Here is a 19,649-nt window from a genome sequence, read left to right as displayed (position 1 = left end):
CATGAGGCTCCTGACCCGCAGACTTGCCGCTGCTGGTAAGGTTGGGTGACTTATGAGTCAGACTCTCAGGATGACGGTGATAGTCCGGAGCGTGGGTTGGCCGAGCGTAACCCACCTCTTCTCCCGCCGCGGCACAAATGGTGGGTTAGGCCTTCGGCTAACCCACCTTACGAAGCTACGATCTTAATTCGCCCGCAACTGCACCCTTGTCGCCGGCTGCGCCACCAGCGCCTCGCCGAGCTCGCTCTGCTGGGCGCGCGGGATCGAGAAGCAGACACTGAAGCCGTCCGACGTCTTCAGCGTCATCATGCCCTGCGCCGGATCGGTCGACTGCTCGATCACCCAGGAATCCAGCGGATAGGCGTAGCGCAAGGTCTGGTCGCCGAAGCGGGTCTGCAGCGCCTTGCTGATCAGCCCGGGCAAGGTCATGACCAGCGCGCCGACCTGGTTGATCGACAGGCGGATGGTTGCGGGCTCGCCCTTGCCGTCCACGAAGCCAAGCGAAATGGCGCAGCCGTCGGACGCGACTTCGCAGGTGGTGAGCTTCTGGGTTTCGATCTGCATGCCGGCACTCCGGATCATCGTTATATTCCATTCAATATATCGCGAAGACGACCAGCGTCCAGCCCTTAAAAGTATAGCCGCGGCGGCTACCGGCAGAGGCGCGCGCGGCATTAGAATCCATTGAAGCCCGCGGCGCCCCGATTGACGCCGGGCGGGCAACCGCGAATAAATCAGCGCAAAGCTCAGGCTGATTTTTCTTCACGATTTTCCAGAGAATTCATTCGGTTCGGCAGTGCCGCGCGCGTGCCCTGAATGGCCGCGGCGTCCACGCCGCATCCGTGATATACACGTGAATATAGCGAGGTCCGCGAAGGACCCGTTTGACCAGGGAGAGCAAGGCCAATGAGTGATTACAAGCTTCTCATCGACGGCAAGATGGTACCCGGCGACCAGACCATGCCGGTGCTCAATCCGGCGACCGAAGAGGTGGTGGCGCAATGCCCGCGCGCCTCCAGGGAACAGCTCGACAAGGCTGTCGCCGCCGCGAAGGCCGCCTACCCGGCCTGGGCCGCCACGCCGATCGAGGAGCGCCGCAAGCTGATCATCAAGATGGCCGAGGTGATCGAGGCTAACGCCAACGAGCTTGCGCATATCCTGACCAGCGAGCAGGGCAAGCCGCTCGCCGATGCCACCGGCGAGGTGATGGGCATGGCCGGCTTCTTCCGCTATCTCGGCTCGCTGGAACTGCCGATGCGCGTGATCGAGAATTCCGGCGACCGCAAGGTCGAGGCCTATCGCCGCCCGCTCGGCGTGGTCGGCGCGATCATTCCCTGGAACTATCCGCTGCTGATCCTGGCGTTCAAGCTGCCGTCGGCGCTGCTCGCCGGCAACACGCTGGTGGTGAAGCCCGCGCCCACCACGCCGCTGGCCTCGCTGCGCTTTGCCGAGCTGGTCAAGGACATCCTGCCGAAGGGCGTGCTCAACTTCATCGCCGACGCCAACGATCTCGGCGACCACATGACCAAGCACCCCGACATCCGCAAGATCTCCTTCACCGGCTCCTCGGCCACCGGCCAGAAGGTGATGGCGAGCGCGTCGCAGACCTTGAAGCGGATCACGCTCGAGCTCGGCGGCAATGACGCCGGCATCGTGCTCGACGACGTCGATCCGAAGAAGGTCGCGCCCGGCATCTTCGAGGGCGCGTTCCAGAACTCCGGGCAGGTCTGCCTCGCCATCAAGCGGCTCTACGTGCATGAATCCGTCTATGACGAGATCTGCAACGAGCTGGTTGCGATCGCAAAGAACACCGTGGTCGATGACGGCTCCAAGCAGGGCACAAAGCTCGGGCCGCTGCAGAACAAGATGCAGTACGAGAAGGTCAAGGCGTTCCTCGACGACGCCCGCAAGAACGGCAACGTGATCGCCGGCGGCGCCGCGATGGACCGTCCCGGCTATTTCATCGAGCCGACCATCGTGCGCGACATCAAGGAAGGCTCCAAGCTGGTCGACGAGGAGCAGTTCGGTCCGGTGCTTCCTGTGATCAAATATTCCGACAAGGATGATGTGATCCGCCGCGCCAACGCCACCACCTACGGTCTCGGCGCGTCGGTCTGGTCGTCCGACATCAAGCGTGCGCATGAGATTGCGACCCGGATCGAGGCCGGCACGGTGTGGATCAACAAGCATCTCGATATGGCCCCGAACATTCCGTTCGGCGGCGCCAAGCAGTCGGGCATCGGCACCGAATTCGCCGAGGAAGGTCTCGCCGAATTCACCCAGCTGCAGATCATCAACGGCCCGCCGGCCGCCTGACCCGCAAAAACTGCGGCCGCGACGCCTTGGCTCCCCTTGGCGCCGCGGTTGCCTCCCTCCTCCACAACGAACAGAGCCCATCATGTTCGACGCCCAATGCGACCTCGCCGCCCTGGTCTATGACGCCAATGACGATCCCGACGCCGTCCTGCGCGATTTCGCCGGCGATCTGAGAGCACACGGCGCGCGCGTCGTCGGCATGGTGCAATCAGGCCAATGCGCCGATTCCAGCCTGTCGGCCGTGCTGGTGCATAGCGGCGAGACGCTGCTGCTGGCGCAGCCGCCGAGCCCGGATACCAGGAGCGCTGGCGCCACCGGCTGCAAGCTCGATCTGTCGCGGCTGCAGGCCGCCGGCATCCGCGTCGCCGACGCACTGGCTGAAGGCGCCGATCTCGTCATCATCAACCGCTTCGGCAAGCGGGAGCGCGACGGCAAGGGGCTCGGCTTCCTGATCGAGCGCGCGCTCGGCGCCGACATCCCGGTCGTGATCGCGGTGTCGCGCGCGAGCTTTGCGGACTGGATCAAGTTCGCCGGCGGGATGAGCGTGAAGCTCGCCTGCGACCGCCACGCGCTCGATGCCTGGTGGCGCAGCGTCTCGCTACGCGCCGCGGCCCGGACCGCGCCGGATCACACCACGGTCTGCGAGGCGTTCAAGTAGAGCGCTTCGTAGAGTGGGTTACGCTCGGCTGCCCCACCTGCGGACTATCACCGTCTTCCTGAGGAGCGCGCTCTTGCGCGCGTCTCGAAGGATCGACGGCCCGGCTGGTGGCCGTGCATCCTTCGAGGCTCGCTCCGCTCGCACCTCCAGCGACAAAGGCGAAGCCTTCGCGCGGGGATGACGGTGTGAGAATTGTAGCGAGCGGCCTCCCCACGCTGTCGTCCTGGCGAAAGCCAGGACCCATAACCACCGAATTCGATTGAGAGTGCAATAGTGGCCCCAGCGTCACACAACGACAAGCGGTTGGGGTAATGGGTCCTGGCTTTCGCCAGGACGACGCTGAATACATTCACATTCGCTCAGGATGACGGGAGGGCGACCCCGCTCAGAGCGTCTCCTGCTTGTGGTCGCAATTCTTGCAGGTGAACTTGACGCGGGACTGGCCCTTTTCCGCCTGCACCCGGTTCGGCGCACCGCATTTGCCGCAAACGGCCTCGATCCGGGTCGTGCCCTGCTTGATGACCAAGTTCCGCTTTTCCATGGTCTCGCGGATGAGGCGTTCGGCCTCCTCGCGCAGCGATTGCTTCGACATCATCTCCACCGGTCGTTGGTTAGCGGGCGGCGTCATAGCACGACCGCGTGAAGTTTTGACAGCGGGGATTGCAGCTTAATTTTCAGACAATGAGCCGGTCAACCGGCAACCGGAAATGCCGAGGTTTCAACGGTTTTGATGGCCGGCCGATGCGGAACACGTTGACGAGGCGCAGATCGGCGCCAATTTTGCCGAGCTTTCGCAGCCGGTCGTTGAAGTCAGGATGATCTGATAGCGCCGAGATCGGGCACGCCGCGAAACCGGCGCGATCGATCTCCAGCCAGGCGCGGTAGAAATGGCGACCGGTCGTGAGTGGATCCTCACCGACGGGACGACAAAACAGGACGATCGCCGATGCCGACGCGGTCTTGGCGCCGTCGGCAAGCAACGACGCGGCGAGGCCGAGACGATCGAGCGGCTTGAACAGGGTGCCGAGCACGTAGCGCGCGGCGGTAGCCTCGACCGCATTCATGGCGAGCGCATCACGGTTGAGCCCGTCGAGCAGATAGCGCGGATGGCCGGGCGACAGCCGCATCCATGCAAGCAGCTCAGCCCTGTAGTCGTTGCTGCGGACAAAGGAGAATTCGGCCTGGTCGGCCCAGCCGGCGATATCGGCAATCGCCCCGCGATCGCCAATGCAGATCACATCGTCGCGCGCGGCAGCCAGCTGCGCCAGCGCCGCCGCATCGTCAGCCGACGCCACGAACTTGCCGCGCCACGACATGCGGCGTGCCACGAGGTCCGCCAGCGGATCGGGCTCGGCTCCTTGCCTGATCGCAAAAGAGCAGAGCAGGGAGAGTTGCGGCGACAGCGGCTGCTCGATCGTTGTCATGCCCGTGATTGCGAAGCCACGGCGGTTGAGCGCGAGGCTCATGCCCTCCAGCGCCGCGCCGTGCGACACCCGAACATCATGCCCCGCGGGGTCGGCGATCGGCGCGCGGACGCCGGTCGCGTCGACCAGCGCCAGCCGCCCGTCGTCGATGAGGCGCCAGCGCGTCGGCTGGATGTTGTGGACGCTCGGCGCCAGCCGCGCCTCCGCGACCACCTCGCGCAGCAAATCCGGGGTCAGCTCGCTCATGCCGCGGCCAGCCGCTTGGTGAACAGATGCAGCCGGTGCAGCGGCGTTGCGCCGACCTTCTCGACCTGGCGCAGCGAGGGACCGTTGATATCGGCGATCCAGGTGCCGCCCAGCGTGCGGTAGCCGGCCTCCTGCAACGCCAGCGCGGTGCGGTAGAGCATCGCGCCGTTGAGGCCGCGATTGTGCAGGTCGCGGCAGACCGACTGATAGATCAGCACCGCGCGCCTGTCCATCACGCGGTGCTGCACGAATTTGAACGGCGCCGTCAGTCCGACCCGGCCGCCGATCGCCTTGATCAGCGGATTGAGGTCGGGGATCGCGATGATCGCGCCGGCGGGCCGGCCGCGGTGATAGACCACGGTCGAAATCCGCTTGTCGATGATCCACATCATGTCGCCGGCCTGGAACAGATATTCGGCGGCGGTCGGCGGCACGAACATCGGATTGTCGGCAAAGCCGTCATTGAGGATCAGCCGCGCATCCTCCAGCCGTACCTTGAAGGCGGAACGCTTGATCGGCTGCCAGACGAAATCCGGGTCAGTGAGCACCGCGCGCTGCTTGTCGCCGAGCAATTGCTCCGGCTTGCCGCCGTCGAGCGCGATCTCGAACGTCGTCATCGGGAAGGTCGCGGCGTAGCCTGCGCGTTCGAGATGCTTTGCAATGTGCGGCGGCGACCACATCATGTCGGTGAACGGCGCATGGTCGAACCCGTCGGTCATCACGCCGATCTGCTGCATCGCCGTCAGATTGAAATTGCCGGCGACGCGGCTCATGCCGCGCGCCGACAGCCATTGCTCGGCGGCGCTCAGCAGCGCATCGGCCACCTCGACGTCGTCGATGCAATCGAAGAAGCCGAATGCACCGTGGCGGGTGCCGTGCTTGCGGTTGGACGCGTCGTGGATCGAGGCGGCGATGCGGCCGACCGGCCGCCCATCGCGATGCGCTGAAAACAGCGCGTAGCGGCCGTGGCCTTCGGTGACGAACGGGTTCTTCGCCGGATCGAACATCCGGTCGAAATCGCTCCACAGCGGCGGCACGTAGAGGCTGTCGGACCCATAGGCATTGAGCGCGGCGTCGAATGCCGCCCTGCGGTCGCCCTCGCGGATCTCCGATGTCATTTGGCCTCCGGGGTCAACGCCAAGAGCCGGCGTACCAGCGCCAGCGCGGTTTCAGTGGCGGGATCGGCCGCGGTGACGGGCACCGCGAGCACGATCAGGTCGAGCGGATCATGTCCGAGCACGATGACGTGGGAGGCGTTGTTGGCCGAGATCAGCGACACCATGCGCTCGGCCGCGGGATCGGTCGGCACCAGTCCCCACGGCGCGTCGGACCGCCGCAGCACACGCCGCGTCGACAGGAAGTCGTGCAGCAGCGGCGGATCGTAGAGCGCGAGCTCGTTCTCGCGGAAGCGCCGCGCGCTTTCGAAGATCGGATGCCGCGCCAGCTCGGCGATCAACTGCTCGCGGGTCTGCGCCGGCGATGCCGCGACCGAATTGAGCACGCCCGGCTCCTGCGATTCGAACAGCGCCCGCAGCGCGTCCGTCATCAACCCGATGGTCAGCACGCCGGCGATCGCCACCGCGACGAACCGGACCATCTGCGCGGCGTCGACGTCGGGCGCCATGAAGGCGGCGGCGAGGCCCAAGAGGCCCGACGAGATCAGCCGCAGCGCCATCATCGCAAGGCCGTGCCGGCGGGTCTCGGCGCCGCCGCCGGCGATCAGCATCACGGTCACGGTGAGCAGCGCGCCCAGCGCGCCGAGCCGCACAGGGATATCAGGAAACAGCGTGCGGAAATCGGTGAGGATGAACGGGATCACGACCAGCGCGCCGACCGCCATGCGGCCGATGCTGCGGTTCTCCGAGGCCATCAGCGCGGCGCGATCCCGCGTCGCCAGCAGCAACGCGCAAGTGGCGAAGCCCAGCAGCTGGAACAGCGCCAGCGCGATCGCGTAAGGCATCGCCAGCCGTTGCAGCCCGAACAGGCCGCCAAGCCCGAGCAGGATGCCGCCCGCGAGCGCCGCGATCTTGACCGCTCGCGGCGCGTGGCGCCGCAAAATGCCTTCGGTGACGATCAGGGCGCCGAGCGGGACCAGCGAGGCCGGGATCACCGAGAGGCGGTCGAGCAGGCGGCTTCCGGTCCACCAGGCAAGACCGCGGTCGAGGAACAGGATCGCGATCACGCCGAGCGCGAGCAGCAGGCGGCGCGTCAACGGGCTCCTTGGATCGCGCCGGTAGAACGTCATCATTGCCACGGCAAGCCCGATGGCGCCGCACAGATTGACGATGGAATCGGCGATCACCCCGGAGGTCATTTGCCGCCCGTCAGGTCATCGATGGCCCGCCGCACCAGCGGACGCATCAGGGCGGCGACCAGCGCATTGCGCGGCTTCTCGATCGCGGGCCGATGCGGGTTGAGAAACCAGCCGCGGCAATCGGTGCCGGAGGTGCGGCCGAGGATCAGCGCGACCGCTTCATAGGCCATCAGCATGCCGGTCGAGATCACCATCGGCGCAAACGACATCCGGCTGCGGCGGCCGGCGGCGACTTCGCCGGCGATGGCGAGGTCGACATAGTTGCGCGACGAGGAGTGCAGCATCACGTGCTCGATCTCGGCGCGCATCGCGGCGCGGCGGTCGTCCTCGGTGATATCGGTCCAGTCCTTGCCGAGCGTGGGAAAGCCGAGGCGCTGCTCGGGCCGCGGATCGTGCGGGCGCACCACGATCACCGACGGCAGCGGCGACATATAGGCGTCGATCACGGTTGCATCGGCGCGCTTCGCGGTCCGGTACAGATGAACGCCGGCCGCGATATCGTCCATGCCGTTGACGATGACCGGGCCCTGCGCGGCGATCGCGGCCAGCTCGCTGGTCCAGTTCTCGCCAAGCACCTCGATCTCGATGGTCGGATTGATGCGCCTCGCGGCTTCGGCGGCGACCGCCGCCTTCTCGCGCCCGACCTCGTCGGCGAAGGCGAACACCTGGCGGTTGAGGTTGGAGACCTCGAAGCGGTCGATGTCGGCGATCACGAATTTGCCGACGCCGGCCCGCGCCAGCGCCATGAAGGCCGCGCCGCCCATGCCGCCGACGCCGCAGACGAACACCCGCGCCTGACGCAGCAGCTGCTGCTCGTGCTCGTCGATGAAGCCGATATTGCGGCCGGTGAAGGAGTAGTAATCGAAATTCATCGCGCGGCCCCGCTATCCTGCTTGCGCGGACGCAGCGTGCCGAAGGCGCGGCTGTCGTCCATCCAGTAGACCACCGGCAGCACCAGCCGCTGCAGCGCCAGCATCGCGGACGCCGCGAGCAGCGACGGCAGCGAGCCCGAGGGCACCTCGCTCATGAGATAGCGGCGCGCGCCGGCAAGATCGACGCGGCCGATCTGCAGCACGTCGTCGCCGCGCGCGTAGTCGAGCTCGCGCGCGCAAAACTCGTTGTAGACGGCATTGCGGTGCTTCGGTGCGATTTCGAAGGTCTTCTTCAGCGCGTCCGAGCCGCCGGTATAGGCGTTGGTGATGACCGAGCGCGGCTCGTCGAACCCGGCCTCCTCGCCGACGCCGAACACCGCGCGATGCCTTGCCATGATGCCGCGCGCCAATTGGAGATGCGCAAAGCTCTGCCGCGCGCCCGGCAGCGGCGACGGGTAGACGTCCGAGAAGGTATCGCTGACCATGCCGACCACCGCCGGCACCTGGGTGACGTTGGAGATCCATTTCGGCCGCAGCCCGTCGCGGGCGAACAGCACCAGCGCGGTCAGGCCGTAGAGCACCCAGGAGAGCCCCTGCCCGCGCACATCGGGATCGACCATGACGAGGCCGAGATGGGTGACCTCGGCCGGCTCGCCGTCGAGCGGCACGTCCATCACCGACAGCGCATTGAAGGCGATCGGCCGCCCGGTGTCTTCCTCCGAGATCAGCGTGACGATGGCGCGCGACAGCCGCTCGGGTTCGCCGGAGAAGATGCCGTAGGTCAGGCTCTCCTCGGGCAGCGTCTTGGCGGCGACGATGCGCAGCTGCTCGACCAGCGCGTCGAGCTCGTCCCTCGGCAGCGACAGGCCAGGGGATTCGACGATGCGGGTGCGCTGGCCGGCCTGGGTGCGCAAGCTGAGATCGATGGTCGGCTGCGACAGCGCCTTCAGCCAGAAGCCGCCATGGCTGCGCAAGCCGTCAAAGGCGGCGCGTGCCTTGCCGAGACTCTTGGCAAGGTTCTTGCTGCCGCGCGAAGCCGGCGTGGGATTGTCCGTGGACGCCATTTCTCTGTCCCTCGGGCGCGATCTCTGCACTCACCCCTGTTAAGGAGCCATGAGCGCAACCTGACGCTGTTTGCCGCAGGGTAAACAAGGCCTTCCGGAAACGGAACAAGTTGGCCGTAAGAGCTGGCGCCCCATCCACCGTCATTGCGAGAAGTGAAGCTCGTGGCTGCAGAGCGCCAGCTCCTTCACCGTCACCCCCGCGCAACGGCTTTGCCGTTGTCGCTGGAGGAGCGCGGAACGCGCGTCTCGAAGGGTCGACGGCCACCAGCCGGGCCGTGCATCCTTCGAGACGCGCTACGCGCTCCTCAGGATGACGGGACCGCCGAGTCTAGCGCCCGATCGGCGCAAAGCGTTTTGGGCAAAAGCGGCGAGTGCGAAACACCCGCCGCTTCCTGTCGGCCGCCTTCTCACCCTGCCTTGGAGACTTCCATCAGCAGGCGCTCGGCCTTGGCGTCCTCGATGCGGTTCACGAACTTGCTGCTCTCGTAATTGTCGCGCACCGTCTTGGTCAGCGTGACGCAGGTCTGGATCAGCATCACGATGCCCATCGTCAGATAGCCCTTCATCCAGAGGTCGATCGGCAGGAAGAACACGCCGATGGCGACGAGGAAGGCGGAGGCTGCGAAGGACGCGTAGGTGAAGGTAACCCAGCTGCCGCTGTGGGGTTGAATGGTCTGGTTCATGGTAATCTCCTTGATGTTGCGAAAATTGACGAAGGATCAGTTTCAGGCTTGAGGTTTCAGGGTTGGGACGGGCGCTTGGCTTTCAGCCGCGCCAGCACGTCGTCGGCGGTCGATTTCATGCGCGGGCCAAAACCCTGCTCGGCGAGCTTCTCGGCGGTGGCTGATGGTCCCGCGGCGGCGTCGATCTCGATCAACGCCTCGTCGGCGGCCTGGATCTCCATCTGCCGCTCGCGCAGCCGCTTCAGCGTCGCCTCCGCTTCCGGCAGCGTCGACTCGTAGGGGCGCGCGGCCTCGATGCCGCTCCGGCGCAGCGAACGCACCGCTTCCGATGCACGGGCGAGGCGCCGGCCGCGGTCGAGCTCGGCGATCCGCGCCTCGGCGTTGCCGACATGGCGCTTCAGCCGGGTGATCTCGGAGGCGAACAGCGCGCGTGCGGTCATCGCGGCATCGCGCTCGGCTTCGAGATTGGCGATCGCCTGCGCGGCTTCGCGGGCGAGATCTTCCCGGCCGCCCTCGAGTGCCGCCGACGCGCGCACCTCGAGATCGGCGATCCGGGCGTTGGTGGCATCGAGCCGCCGGCCCTCCTGCTGGTCGCCAGCGATGGCCAGCGCCAGGGTCCGCTTCGAGCGGTCGACGGCGGCGGCGGCATCGCGCATCTGCTGGTCGAGGATGACCAGCGCGGTCCGGTCTTGCAGTTCCTCCTCCGCTGCTGCCACGCTGCCGCGGAAAAGAGTGAAAACAGTTTTGAACATTTGGTCGCTCCCTGTTATGAGCATCGCTCATGAATCTCTTGTACCACATAATGAGCGACGCTCAAGAATTATTTGAGCGACGCTCAAGGTGATTGTTAACGAAGGATCAAAGATGTCCAAGGCATTGGAACGACGAGCAAAACTGCGGGAAGCGCTGATCGAGGCGGCAGAACGGGCGATTGCGGCAAAGGGTCTCGGTGGCCTGAAAACCCGCGAACTGGCCCAGGAAATCGGGGTCGCCAATGGCGGCGTCTACAATCTGGTCGAGGATGTCGACGAGCTGATCCTGCGCGTCGGCTCGCGCACGCTGGCGCGGCTCGATGCGTCGCTGTCGCTGGCCGAGATCGGCGGGGCTGCGGCGCCGCGCGAGATGCTGGTGCGGATCGCGGTCGCCTATTGCGACTTCGCCGCCGACAATCTCGAACTGTGGCGCGCGCTGTTCGAGCATCGCATGCAGCCCGGCAAGCCGGTGCCGGAATGGGCGATCACCGAGCAGATGGAATTGTTCCGCCACATCTACAAGCCGCTCGCCGCATTGTTTCCGCAGCGTTCGCCGGCGCAACTCGGCGTCACCGCGCGCAGCCTGTTCTCCGCCGTGCATGGCATGGTCGCGCTCGGGCTGGAGCACAAGCTGATCGCGGTGCCGATCGGCGCATTGCGCAGCGAGATCGCAACGTTGACGCGCGCGATGGTCGACGGGCTGACGGCGAAGAAGGATTAGGACGTGTGGCCCCGCACGACGTCCCCGCCAATGCGGTCAAGCAAAGGTGCCGCAGAGCACCGTGAATTGCAGCCGTTGCCCCAGGGGGACGCAGCGGCCGAGGTCAGAAAGGGAGAAAACCGCTTGCGGAATGACCGAACCGTAGCCATATACCTCGGATGGAGTTTCGGCCGAACGACTTGGCCTCGCCGCTGATAGCGTGCCTGACTGACGACCCTCACCCCCTAAACTTCGAATTCGCCTGCTGCGCTCGTGAGTGCGGCTCCAAACACGCATCTATAGGACGATTTTCCATGAGCATGGGAACTGTGAAGTGGTTCAACAGCCAGAAGGGTTTCGGCTTCATTCAGCCGGACCAGGGAGGCCAGGACGTTTTCGTTCATATCAGCGCAGTCGAACGCGCCGGCATGAGCACCCTCAACGAGGGACAGAAGGTCTCTTTTGAGATCGTTGCAGACCGCCGGACCGGCAAATCTGCTGCGGACAATCTGCGCGCGGTGTAAGCTGCGACAATCGGCCATGCTTTTTTGACCACGGATGAACTGGCAAAGCCTCTGGTTACGCGACCCCGCGACTGGTCACCCGGCCGCGGGGTTCTCTTTGTCAACACCGCGCGCGATGCCCGCCAGGATCAGGACTTGAACCGTCCGCCTGCGAAACGGCCTGCGCATTGAAGCAGCCGAGGTCGCTAGCGTGTCCCCCAATATCGATCCAGCTCCGCAGCACGACGACATCATGTACCCGCAGGTCCTCCCGTTCCTGCTGGTGCACGCAGGATGTCTGGCGGCGGTCTGGACGGGCGTCTCATGGCAGGCGACTGCAATTTGCGTCGCCCTATACTGGCTGCGCATGTTTGCGGTCACCGCCGGCTATCATCGGTACTTCTCGCACCGGGCTTACTCAACAAGCCGGACGTTTCAATTCATCCTTGCATTCCTTGCCCAAAGCAGCGCTCAGAAAAGCGTCCTTTGGTGGGCCGCGAAACATCGACATCACCATCTTCATTCGGATACCGAGCAGGATGTGCATTCGCCGGGGCATAAAGGCTTCGTGCACAGTCATCTCGGCTGGATCTTTTATCGACAGCACGATGCAACGGATCTGACGAAAGTTGCGGATTTCGCCTCGTATCCGGAGTTGATGTGGCTGCACAGATTGGAGGTCTTGCCGGCGATCGTGGTCGCAGGTCTGTGCTTCCTCATCGCCGGATGGCCCGGGCTCGTGGTCGGTTTCTTCTGGAGCACCGTGCTGCTGTATCACGCCACGTTTTGCATCAACTCCCTCGCGCATGTTCACGGGCGCAAGCGGTATGTTACGGGCGATGACTCCCGCAACAATTGGCTGCTGGCTCTGTTTACGATGGGTGAGGGTTGGCACAACAATCATCACGCCTACCAAAGCAGTGCGCGGCAAGGCTTCCGGTGGTGGGAGATTGACGTGACCTATTATGTCTTGGTGGCCTTGTCCTGGCTCGGTATTGTCTGGGATCTGAAGGCGCCGCCCATGCAGGTCCTCCGCAACGAGCAGCGCTTGGGATCGCGTGTGATCAAGCGAACGGCTGAGCAGCTCGCTAGTCGCTTCAATCCCGAATACATCGCGCTGGCTATCAAATCGTCGGTCCACGAAACCGGACTGTCGGTGCGGGAAGCGCTTGCTCTGTTGCAGCATCGTGCCGACTTGCATCTGCCCAGCATACCAACGCGTGACCGGTTGTTGGCTGAAGCCCAGGCCATGTTCGCGAAGACGAGTTCGTTGGACGACATTGTCGACCGTGCACATGAACTCCTGGTGGAATCGGTTTGCCTCCTGCTCGCCGTTCCACCTCCGCTGGCTGGCGCAAACCCGAAACCTCAAGCGAGCCAGCGGTAGTATTTTGCCTCTGGCCTTTTCGCAACCTCACGGCTCCATCGTGTAGGCGCGCCCGGGCTCGAGCGCGTAGATCGTCAGGAAGCGCAGCGGCCGTTCCGGATCGCAATTGCGAAACAGCGTGTGCGGCACGTCGGGTCGATCCTGCAAGGTCTCGCCTGCCCGATACTGGCGCGGCGCCTCGTCGCCATAGGCGGACTCGGCAACGCCTTCGACGATGAAGACCACGCCGCCAACGGGGTGCCGGTGCAGCGGAGCGACCCCGCCGGGCGGATAGGTCACCTCGGCGACGACAAGCTCGCGATCATCGCCGGGCAAAGCGAGACGCTCGAGGGTCTTGCGGGTGACGCCGGCAAACCCGGCTGGTTGAGCGTTTGCCTGACCGTCGTTGCTTTCAGCCATTGGAACCCTTCCCTGTCCCGCGCGCCTTTGCCCCGATCGGATCAAGGCTGCGATGACTATGGGGGCGCTTCAGCGACGCAACAAGCGCCCAGGCATTTCAACACATGTCGCGCGGGCGAGGCGAAGCCCTTGCCACCCCTGCTCCCACGTTGCAGGATTCCTGCGCCGAGAACCTTCAGCAGTGGGCCTTGCATGAAAACGAGTATCGTCACGACACGGTTGTCGACGGCAGCCGCTTCGGCGTTCATCTTTGCGGCATCAAGTGTCGTGCCAGCGTCTTCGGCGCAGCCCGTGCCGGAATGCTCGATGTCGGTGACATTGGCGGATTGGGGCGAGAATTCGACCGGCGATATCGACGTCGCATCAGGCCAAAGCTGCCAGATCCCGATCGGAATCCGCGGCACGGTGACGGACTCGTCGATCTCGCAAAAGCCGGCCTACGGCAAGCTGAAGAAGATCAACGCATCGACCTTCGAATACAAGGCGAAGGCCAAGTACAAGGGCAACGATACGTTTGCCATCAAGGCAACGGGCCAAGGGCCGAAAGCATCCGGCACCTCGGTCATCACCGTGCGCGCGACGATCAAGTAGTCATCGATTTCGAGGCATTGCAGCTGGCTTGTCGCGCGGACCGCGACCATTTCGTAGTCACGATCGCGCCTCCTATCGTATCGACGAAACTCTTTTGCCTTTGGGTCGTGCCGACGTTCTGTTAGCCTCGCCACGCTTGGGAAAGAACCTCAATGCTGACGTTGATGTTCGCCGGCGTCTCGCTGCTCTATGCTACGGTTGGTCAAGCTGGCGGGACAGCATTTCTTGCTCTCATGGCATTCGCCTCGTTTCCTTCGAACGAGATGCGTCCGACGGCGCTGCTACTCAATATCATCGCAGCTACCTATTCGACCTGGCGCTTTCATCGCGGGGGCCTGGTTGATTGGGCCAAGCTAAGGCTGCTTCTCATTGCGTCGCTCCCGACCGCTCTTGTCGGCGGGTTCATCGTTCTTGACGAACGTCTGTATAACGTCGCGACCGGAGTGGTTCTTCTCGCTGCTGCGGCTATCCTTGCCTTCCGTCGTCCCAAGGCCGGCGAGCCGGATCGATTGACGCCGGTATGGGGCGTCGGGGCAGTAGGCGCGGGTGTCGGTCTTGTCTCCGGGCTAACCGGCGTCGGCGGAGGGGTCTTTCTCGCGCCCGTCTTGGTCGCACTACGATGGGCGTCACCCAAGCAGACTGCGGCGCTGTCAGCGCCGTTCATTCTCGCGAATTCGGCGGTCGGGTTGATCGGGGCTATTTATGCGGGCCAAATGCCTACCAGTGGCACATGGCTTTACGCATTAGCAGCGCTGGCTGGCGCCATGATCGGGACGACGATAGGTCTACGGTGGCTATCGCAAACCGCTACCAGATATGTTTTGGCCTTCATCCTGGCCGCGGCGGGTATTCAACTGCTGTTCTTCACCGGTCACAAGTCGTTCGGATAAAAATTCGAAAACTACTGGCCTTGCGGCTGCGACGATCTCGCCCCGACGTCTCAAGATGCAATGGTAAAGGCGGCACGAGTCACGCGAGGCCGTTGGAATCGAGGCCTAGGACACTTTGCCGCACGCGACCTAACTGATGGGTGTGACACCCATCATAGATGCTGCATTGAAATTCTGCGATCCTGAATTTGATATTAACGATTTCTTTGGAATGCGCTGATCCCAGCCGAACGACACTGGACCAGGAATAGCCCGCCTCACGGTCCAAAATTGATTGCCTTGCACCTTGGAAATTAGCCGGTCTCGACCGGCGCACCCCACGAGGACGCAAACCATGGCCAATACCGCACCGGTCGTCACGATTGGCAACCACAGCCTGTTGTCCAATCACTGGCAAAAAATACAGCCATGGCTCACTTATTCCGACGCCGATGGCAATTCCGCGGTCAGCTATCAGTTCTTCGACAGCGGTACGTCCGCGACCAGCGGCTACTTCTGGACTCCAACCAATTCCCACTGGGACGCCAACACCGTCATCGACGTCGCGGCGTCTGACCTCTCCGAGGTGTGGTTGCGTTCCGGTTCGGTCAGCGGCTCGGAAACGCTGTGGGCACGTGCCTTCGACGGGACTGCCTGGAGTACCTGGACGTCGTTCACCTTCACGACGATTCCGAACAGTACGCCGGTTGCCACGATCAGCGACCAATCGCTGCATATCAACACATGGGTGCAAGCCACGGATTGGCTGAATTACACCGACGCCAACGGGGATGCCGCCACCAAATACCAATTCTGGGACAGCGGCACGTCCGCAACCAGCGGCTACTTCTGGACTCCAACCAATTCCCACTGGGACGCCAACACGACGATCGAGGTATCGGCGGCCGAGCTGGCCGATGTCTGGATCCGCGGCGGTTCGACGACCGGCTCCGAGACGCTGTGGGTCAGAGCGTTCGACGGATCGGACTGGGGCAACTGGGACAGCTTCACGTTGACGTCAACGAACTCGACCCCCGTCGCGACGATCGGCGATCATTCCACGCACATCGATCAGTGGGTCACCATCAGCAGCTGGCTGACGGCGACGGATGCCGATCATGATGCGATCACGAAGTACCAGTTCTGGGACAGCGGCACGTCTGCCACCAGCGGCTACTTCTGGACTCCAACCAATTCCCACTGGGACGCCAACACGACGATCGAAGTCTCGGCGGCCGACTTGGCCGACGTCTGGGTGCGAGGCGGCTCGACGACCGGTTCCGAGACGATGTGGGTCAGAGCATTCGACGGAACGGGCTGGGGCAACTGGGACAGCTTCACGTTGACGTCGACGCCGAACACGGCGCCGGTCGCGACCGTCAACGACCAGTCGCTGCACGTCAATCAATGGATCAAACCCCAGGGCTGGCTCACAGCCACCGATGCCGAAGGTGACACGATCACCAAATACCAGTTCTGGGACGGCGGCGCGGGGACGACCAGCGCCTATTTCTGGACGCCCGACAATTCCCACTGGGCTGCCAACACGACGATCGACGTTTCGGCATCCGATCTGGCCAATCTGTGGATTCAAGGCGGCTCGACAACCGGTTCCGAGACGATGTGGGTAAGGGCATTCGACGGTGCCGCCTGGAGCAACTGGGACAGCTTTACCCTGACGTCGACGAATACGGCTCCGACCGCGACGATCAACGATCATACCTTGAACGCCGCGCAGTGGGCGCAGCTCGTCAACTGGACGACGGCATCCGACGCCGACGGCGACGCAATCACCAAATACCAGTTCTGGGACAGCGGCTCGGCCGCCAACAGCGCCTATTTCTGGACGCCGGCCAATTCACACTGGGCAGCCAACACGGTGATCGACGTTCCGGCGTCCGATCTGTCCAGCATCTGGGTGCAAGGCGGCACCGCCGGCGGCTCCGAGACCATGTGGGTCAGGGCGTTCGACGGCACCGCCTGGAGCAATTGGGACAGCTTTACCCTGACGTCGCTGCCAAACCACGCGCCGGTCGCTTCGATCAACGATCAGACCTTGCACATCAATGAGTGGAGCCAGGTCAGCAATTTGTTGTCCTATTCCGACGTCGACGGAAATCCCGCGTCCGAATATCAGTTCTGGGATGGTGGCAGCGGCGCCAACAGCGGCTATTTCTGGACCTCTGCGAATTCCCATTGGGCGGCCAGCACCGTGATCGACGTCAGCGCCGCCGACCTCGATGATGTCTGGATGCGTGGCGGCGCCGCCACCGGCAGTGAAACGATGTATGTGCGCGCGTACGATGGCATTGACTGGGGTGCGTGGCACGCGTTCACGCTCTCGACCATCGTCTAGCTGCCCCGGCTTGCCGCGATTTCGGTCCACCTCTCCCCTCGGGGAGAGGTGAACCTTCGACGCGGTTTACAGCTCAACCTAATCTCATCGTGCTCTAGCTTGGCGTAAAGATCACCTTGCCCTTGAATGCCGACGCCTGCGCGATCGCCTGCGAAAAATCCTCCAGGCGATAGGCCCCGACCACCGGCGCGCTGATCGCGCCCGATGCGACCATCGGCACCAGATGGTCGTACATTCCGGCCAATGCCTGATCGGTCGCGGTCTTGCCCCAATGGCCGAGCCAGAAGCCGCGCACCGACACCTCGTTGAAGATCACGCTCAACGGCGAGCCGGAGAACGGCTGTCCGCTCATCGCGCTGTAGATGACGAGCACTCCTTTTGGCGCGAGGCAGTTCATCAGGTTCAAGGCGGATGAGCCGCCAACCATGTCGAGCGCCAGCTGGATCGGCGCCCGACCCGTTTCCCTGGCGACGCGCTTGGCGAGATCCGGCCCGTCGAGCAGCACGATATCGCCGCCGATCGCCTTGACCTCCTCCATGACCTCCTCGCGGCGGACAATGTTGACGGTCTTGAGCCCGAGCGACTTGGCGATGGCGATCACCGCGCGCGCCGTCGCCGAATTGGCGCCGTTCTGGATCACCCAGCCGCCGGGCGGGACTTTCACGAAATCGGTCAGCAAGAGATAGGCGGTGGCCGGATTGACCCCGATCATGGACAGTTGCTGGACATCGGCATTGTCGGGCAGCGGACGCTGCCACGACGCGGTGAACTTGACGCGTTCGGTCCAGGTCGGGACTGTGAAGGGAATCAGCGTGCGGTCGCCCTCCTTCAAATTCCTCACCTGCGATCCGGCGGCAACAACCCGCCCGACGCCCTCGATCCCGAGCGTGGCCGGCGGCGACGGCAGATAGCCGTAGCGCCCGGCGATGATCATGAAATCCGAATTGTTGATCGGCGCGGCCTCCACCGCGACCACGATCTCGTCGGGGCCGGGGCTGCCCACGTCCGGCACCTCGTTGAGCTTGACCACCTCCGCAGCACGTCCAAACGCAACGACCTGAACCGCTTTCATGGCGAGATCTCCCGATTTCGTTATGTACTTCTAAGTACAGAACAGAGATTGCGTCAATAGCCGGACCGGCCTTCACAGCAAGGTGAAGGCTTCACATCCGACGCGGGAGTACATAAAAGACGGATATGGCAAGGCCGCGCAGCTTCGATCCGGACGATGTCCTGGAAATCGCCCGCCAGATGTTCTGGCAGAAGGGCTTTCAGGCGACTTCGCTCGACGACATCACGACGGCGAGCGGCGTCGCGAAACCCAGCCTCTACGCGGCGTTCGGCGACAAGAACGCGTTGTTCCTGAAGGTGCTGGACCGCTATCACGACGGCATCCTCGGCTGGGCCGAGCGCGTGCTGGCGCAGCCGGGGCCCGCGCGGGACGTCATCAAGCAGTGGCTCACCGGCTTCATTCCCTATTGCTCGGGCGAGAAGGGACAGCGCGGCTGCCTGTCGATCAACTCCGCGACCGATGGCTCGCTCGACCAGGTCGAGCTCCGCAAGAGCATCGAGCGCTACAACCGGCGGCTTGAAGAGCTGCTGCGCACGCGGCTGCGCACCGATCGCGCCCAGTTCAGCAAGGGCTTCGACCCTGACGTGACCGCCCACACCATCATGGTGGTGCATGCCGGATTGCTGGCGCTTGCGCATCAGAGGCCGGATTCGAAACAGGTGAAGGCCGTGATCGACCAGGTGATGAGCCTGCTCGCCTGAGCTGGCCAGCACCCGGCCTTCCGGCAGCGCCCCGCGCGCCTCTCACGAATGTGATTGGATGACGATCATCATCTGATTGATGTCCTGATCTCGATGACCATGTCCGGGTTGGCTGTCATGGGCTTTCCGGATTTGAGGATCAGATGAGCAAACGGTTTTGGCGTGCGACGCTCGTTGCAGTCACCGCCCTGCTGGCGAAGCCGGCGATCGGGCCGGCGCAGGCCCATGATCACCAGCAACCCGAGTTGAACGGCTGGTATGAGAGCCTGCGCAGCGTCAAGGGACCCTGCTGCGACGGCAGCGACGCGAAGCGTGTCGATGACGCCGATTGGGACACCAGGGACGGCCACTATCGTGTGCGCCTCGAGGGTGAGTGGGTCGACGTTCCCGATGACGCCGTCGTCGCCGGACCGAACCGCGCCGGCCGCACCATGGTCTGGCCGTATTACCTCGACGGACACCCGAGGCCACGCTGCTTCATGCCGGGCAGCATGGGCTGAGCATGATGAAGTCAGTTCGATCAATCTCACGACGCACTGACTCCACCTCTCCCGCTTGCGGGGGAGGTCGCATCGCATCAAAGATGCGATGCGGGTGGGGGCTTTCTCCGCAGCGTGACTCGCGGAGAGAGCCCCCACCCCAACCCTCCCCCGCAAGCACAGGGGAATCGCATATGACCCTTCGGCGGCTGCGGAGGTAACTCGGCCTCGTGGTTCGAGACGCGCCGCAAGCGGCGCTCCTC

General features: G+C 64.0%; 21 protein-coding genes. 10 read left to right on the top strand and 11 right to left on the bottom strand.

Going from position 1 to position 19,649, the window contains the following annotated elements; genetic code table 11:
* Window positions 1-183 precede the first annotated feature (183 nt).
* Window positions 184-564, bottom strand: a complete 381-nt coding sequence (locus PMN64_RS34705) for a hypothetical protein (RefSeq protein ID WP_411783967.1) — start codon at window positions 562-564, stop codon at window positions 184-186.
* A 342-nt stretch (window positions 565-906) separates the two neighbouring features.
* On the opposite strand from PMN64_RS34705, the gene PMN64_RS34700 reads away from it, so the two are divergent.
* Window positions 907-2,316, top strand: a complete 1,410-nt coding sequence (locus PMN64_RS34700) for an aldehyde dehydrogenase family protein (RefSeq protein ID WP_411783966.1) — start codon at window positions 907-909, stop codon at window positions 2,314-2,316.
* Window positions 2,317-2,398: 82 nt separating this feature from the next.
* On the top strand, window positions 2,399-2,974 hold the full coding sequence (locus PMN64_RS34695) for a DUF2478 domain-containing protein (protein WP_411783965.1): 576 nt from the start codon (window positions 2,399-2,401) through the stop codon (window positions 2,972-2,974).
* A 385-nt stretch (window positions 2,975-3,359) separates the two neighbouring features.
* On the opposite strand, the gene PMN64_RS34690 is transcribed toward PMN64_RS34695, so the two are convergent.
* The 8 genes from PMN64_RS34690 to PMN64_RS34655 all read right to left on the bottom strand — a co-directional run bounded on the left by PMN64_RS34690 (window position 3,360) and on the right by PMN64_RS34655 (window position 10,329).
* A complete protein-coding gene (locus PMN64_RS34690; RefSeq protein ID WP_024581255.1) occupies window positions 3,360-3,566 on the bottom strand; it encodes a hypothetical protein in 207 nt (68 codons plus the stop codon).
* 82 nt (window positions 3,567-3,648) lie between these two features.
* Window positions 3,649-4,644 carry a hypothetical protein gene (locus tag PMN64_RS34685; protein ID WP_411783964.1) on the bottom strand — a complete coding sequence of 332 codons (996 nt, stop codon included), beginning with the start codon at window positions 4,642-4,644 and terminating at the stop codon, window positions 3,649-3,651.
* On the bottom strand, window positions 4,641-5,762 hold the full coding sequence (locus tag PMN64_RS34680) for a GNAT family N-acetyltransferase (protein WP_411783963.1): 1,122 nt from the start codon (window positions 5,760-5,762) through the stop codon (window positions 4,641-4,643). The genes PMN64_RS34685 and PMN64_RS34680 overlap by 4 nt, the downstream gene beginning before the upstream one ends.
* Window positions 5,759-6,958 (bottom strand): hypothetical protein, encoded by a 1,200-nt coding sequence (locus PMN64_RS34675; RefSeq protein ID WP_411783962.1) that lies wholly within the window; start codon window positions 6,956-6,958, stop codon window positions 5,759-5,761. The genes PMN64_RS34680 and PMN64_RS34675 overlap by 4 nt, the downstream gene beginning before the upstream one ends.
* The gene (locus PMN64_RS34670) at window positions 6,955-7,830 is read right to left on the bottom strand and encodes a HesA/MoeB/ThiF family protein (RefSeq protein ID WP_411783961.1); all 876 of its coding nucleotides are present in this window, start codon (window positions 7,828-7,830) and stop codon (window positions 6,955-6,957) included. Before PMN64_RS34670 ends, PMN64_RS34675 begins: the two co-directional genes overlap by 4 nt.
* Complete coding sequence (locus tag PMN64_RS34665; protein ID WP_411783960.1) at window positions 7,827-8,894, bottom strand: hypothetical protein; 1,068 nt, start codon at window positions 8,892-8,894, stop codon at window positions 7,827-7,829. Before PMN64_RS34665 ends, PMN64_RS34670 begins: the two co-directional genes overlap by 4 nt.
* Before the next feature lie 407 nt (window positions 8,895-9,301).
* The gene (locus PMN64_RS34660; protein WP_028341289.1) at window positions 9,302-9,577 is read right to left on the bottom strand and encodes a YiaA/YiaB family inner membrane protein; all 276 of its coding nucleotides are present in this window, start codon (window positions 9,575-9,577) and stop codon (window positions 9,302-9,304) included.
* 56 nt (window positions 9,578-9,633) lie between these two features.
* Window positions 9,634-10,329, bottom strand: a complete 696-nt coding sequence (locus PMN64_RS34655; RefSeq protein ID WP_411783959.1) for a PspA/IM30 family protein — start codon at window positions 10,327-10,329, stop codon at window positions 9,634-9,636.
* Window positions 10,330-10,441: 112 nt separating this feature from the next.
* Here PMN64_RS34655 and PMN64_RS34650 point away from each other — a divergent pair, with 112 nt between their 5' ends.
* The 3 genes from PMN64_RS34650 (at window position 10,442) to PMN64_RS34640 (ending at window position 12,919) form a co-directional block, all read left to right on the top strand.
* Window positions 10,442-11,050, top strand: a complete 609-nt coding sequence (locus PMN64_RS34650) for a TetR/AcrR family transcriptional regulator (protein ID WP_028341291.1) — start codon at window positions 10,442-10,444, stop codon at window positions 11,048-11,050.
* 293 nt (window positions 11,051-11,343) lie between these two features.
* Window positions 11,344-11,553, top strand: a complete 210-nt coding sequence (locus tag PMN64_RS34645) for a cold-shock protein (RefSeq protein WP_028341292.1) — start codon at window positions 11,344-11,346, stop codon at window positions 11,551-11,553.
* 232 nt (window positions 11,554-11,785) lie between these two features.
* Entirely contained in the window at window positions 11,786-12,919 is a 1,134-nt protein-coding gene (locus PMN64_RS34640; RefSeq protein ID WP_411783968.1) for an acyl-CoA desaturase, read from the top strand.
* 27 nt (window positions 12,920-12,946) lie between these two features.
* Here PMN64_RS34640 and PMN64_RS34635 read toward each other — a convergent pair whose 3' ends face one another.
* On the bottom strand, window positions 12,947-13,318 hold the full coding sequence (locus tag PMN64_RS34635) for a cupin domain-containing protein (RefSeq protein ID WP_411783958.1): 372 nt from the start codon (window positions 13,316-13,318) through the stop codon (window positions 12,947-12,949).
* A gap of 306 nt (window positions 13,319-13,624) precedes the next feature.
* On the opposite strand from PMN64_RS34635, the gene PMN64_RS34630 reads away from it, so the two are divergent.
* The 3 genes from PMN64_RS34630 (at window position 13,625) to PMN64_RS34620 (ending at window position 17,134) form a co-directional block, all read left to right on the top strand.
* Window positions 13,625-13,909 carry a hypothetical protein gene (locus tag PMN64_RS34630; RefSeq protein WP_411783957.1) on the top strand — a complete coding sequence of 95 codons (285 nt, stop codon included), beginning with the start codon at window positions 13,625-13,627 and terminating at the stop codon, window positions 13,907-13,909.
* A 152-nt stretch (window positions 13,910-14,061) separates the two neighbouring features.
* Window positions 14,062-14,799 carry a sulfite exporter TauE/SafE family protein gene (locus PMN64_RS34625; RefSeq protein WP_411783956.1) on the top strand — a complete coding sequence of 246 codons (738 nt, stop codon included), beginning with the start codon at window positions 14,062-14,064 and terminating at the stop codon, window positions 14,797-14,799.
* Between the two features lie 334 nt (window positions 14,800-15,133).
* Window positions 15,134-17,134, top strand: a complete 2,001-nt coding sequence (locus PMN64_RS34620) for a hypothetical protein (RefSeq protein WP_411783955.1) — start codon at window positions 15,134-15,136, stop codon at window positions 17,132-17,134.
* 94 nt (window positions 17,135-17,228) lie between these two features.
* On the opposite strand, the gene PMN64_RS34615 is transcribed toward PMN64_RS34620, so the two are convergent.
* Window positions 17,229-18,206: a zinc-dependent alcohol dehydrogenase family protein gene (locus PMN64_RS34615; RefSeq protein WP_411783954.1), complete on the bottom strand. Its 978-nt coding sequence runs from the start codon at window positions 18,204-18,206 to the stop codon at window positions 17,229-17,231.
* A 125-nt stretch (window positions 18,207-18,331) separates the two neighbouring features.
* Here PMN64_RS34615 and PMN64_RS34610 point away from each other — a divergent pair, with 125 nt between their 5' ends.
* Both PMN64_RS34610 and PMN64_RS34605 read left to right on the top strand, forming a co-directional pair.
* Window positions 18,332-18,907 (top strand): TetR/AcrR family transcriptional regulator, encoded by a 576-nt coding sequence (locus PMN64_RS34610; RefSeq protein ID WP_411783953.1) that lies wholly within the window; start codon window positions 18,332-18,334, stop codon window positions 18,905-18,907.
* A 143-nt stretch (window positions 18,908-19,050) separates the two neighbouring features.
* A complete protein-coding gene (locus PMN64_RS34605; protein WP_411783952.1) occupies window positions 19,051-19,407 on the top strand; it encodes a hypothetical protein in 357 nt (118 codons plus the stop codon).
* Window positions 19,408-19,649: the final 242 nt, after the last annotated feature.

This window comes from Bradyrhizobium sp. UFLA01-814 (assembly GCF_046718885.1).
Taxonomy (GTDB): Bacteria; Pseudomonadota; Alphaproteobacteria; order Rhizobiales; family Xanthobacteraceae; genus Bradyrhizobium; species Bradyrhizobium elkanii.
The sequence above is the reverse complement of the archived record's forward strand: the minus strand, read 5'-3'. Positions and strand labels throughout refer to the sequence as shown.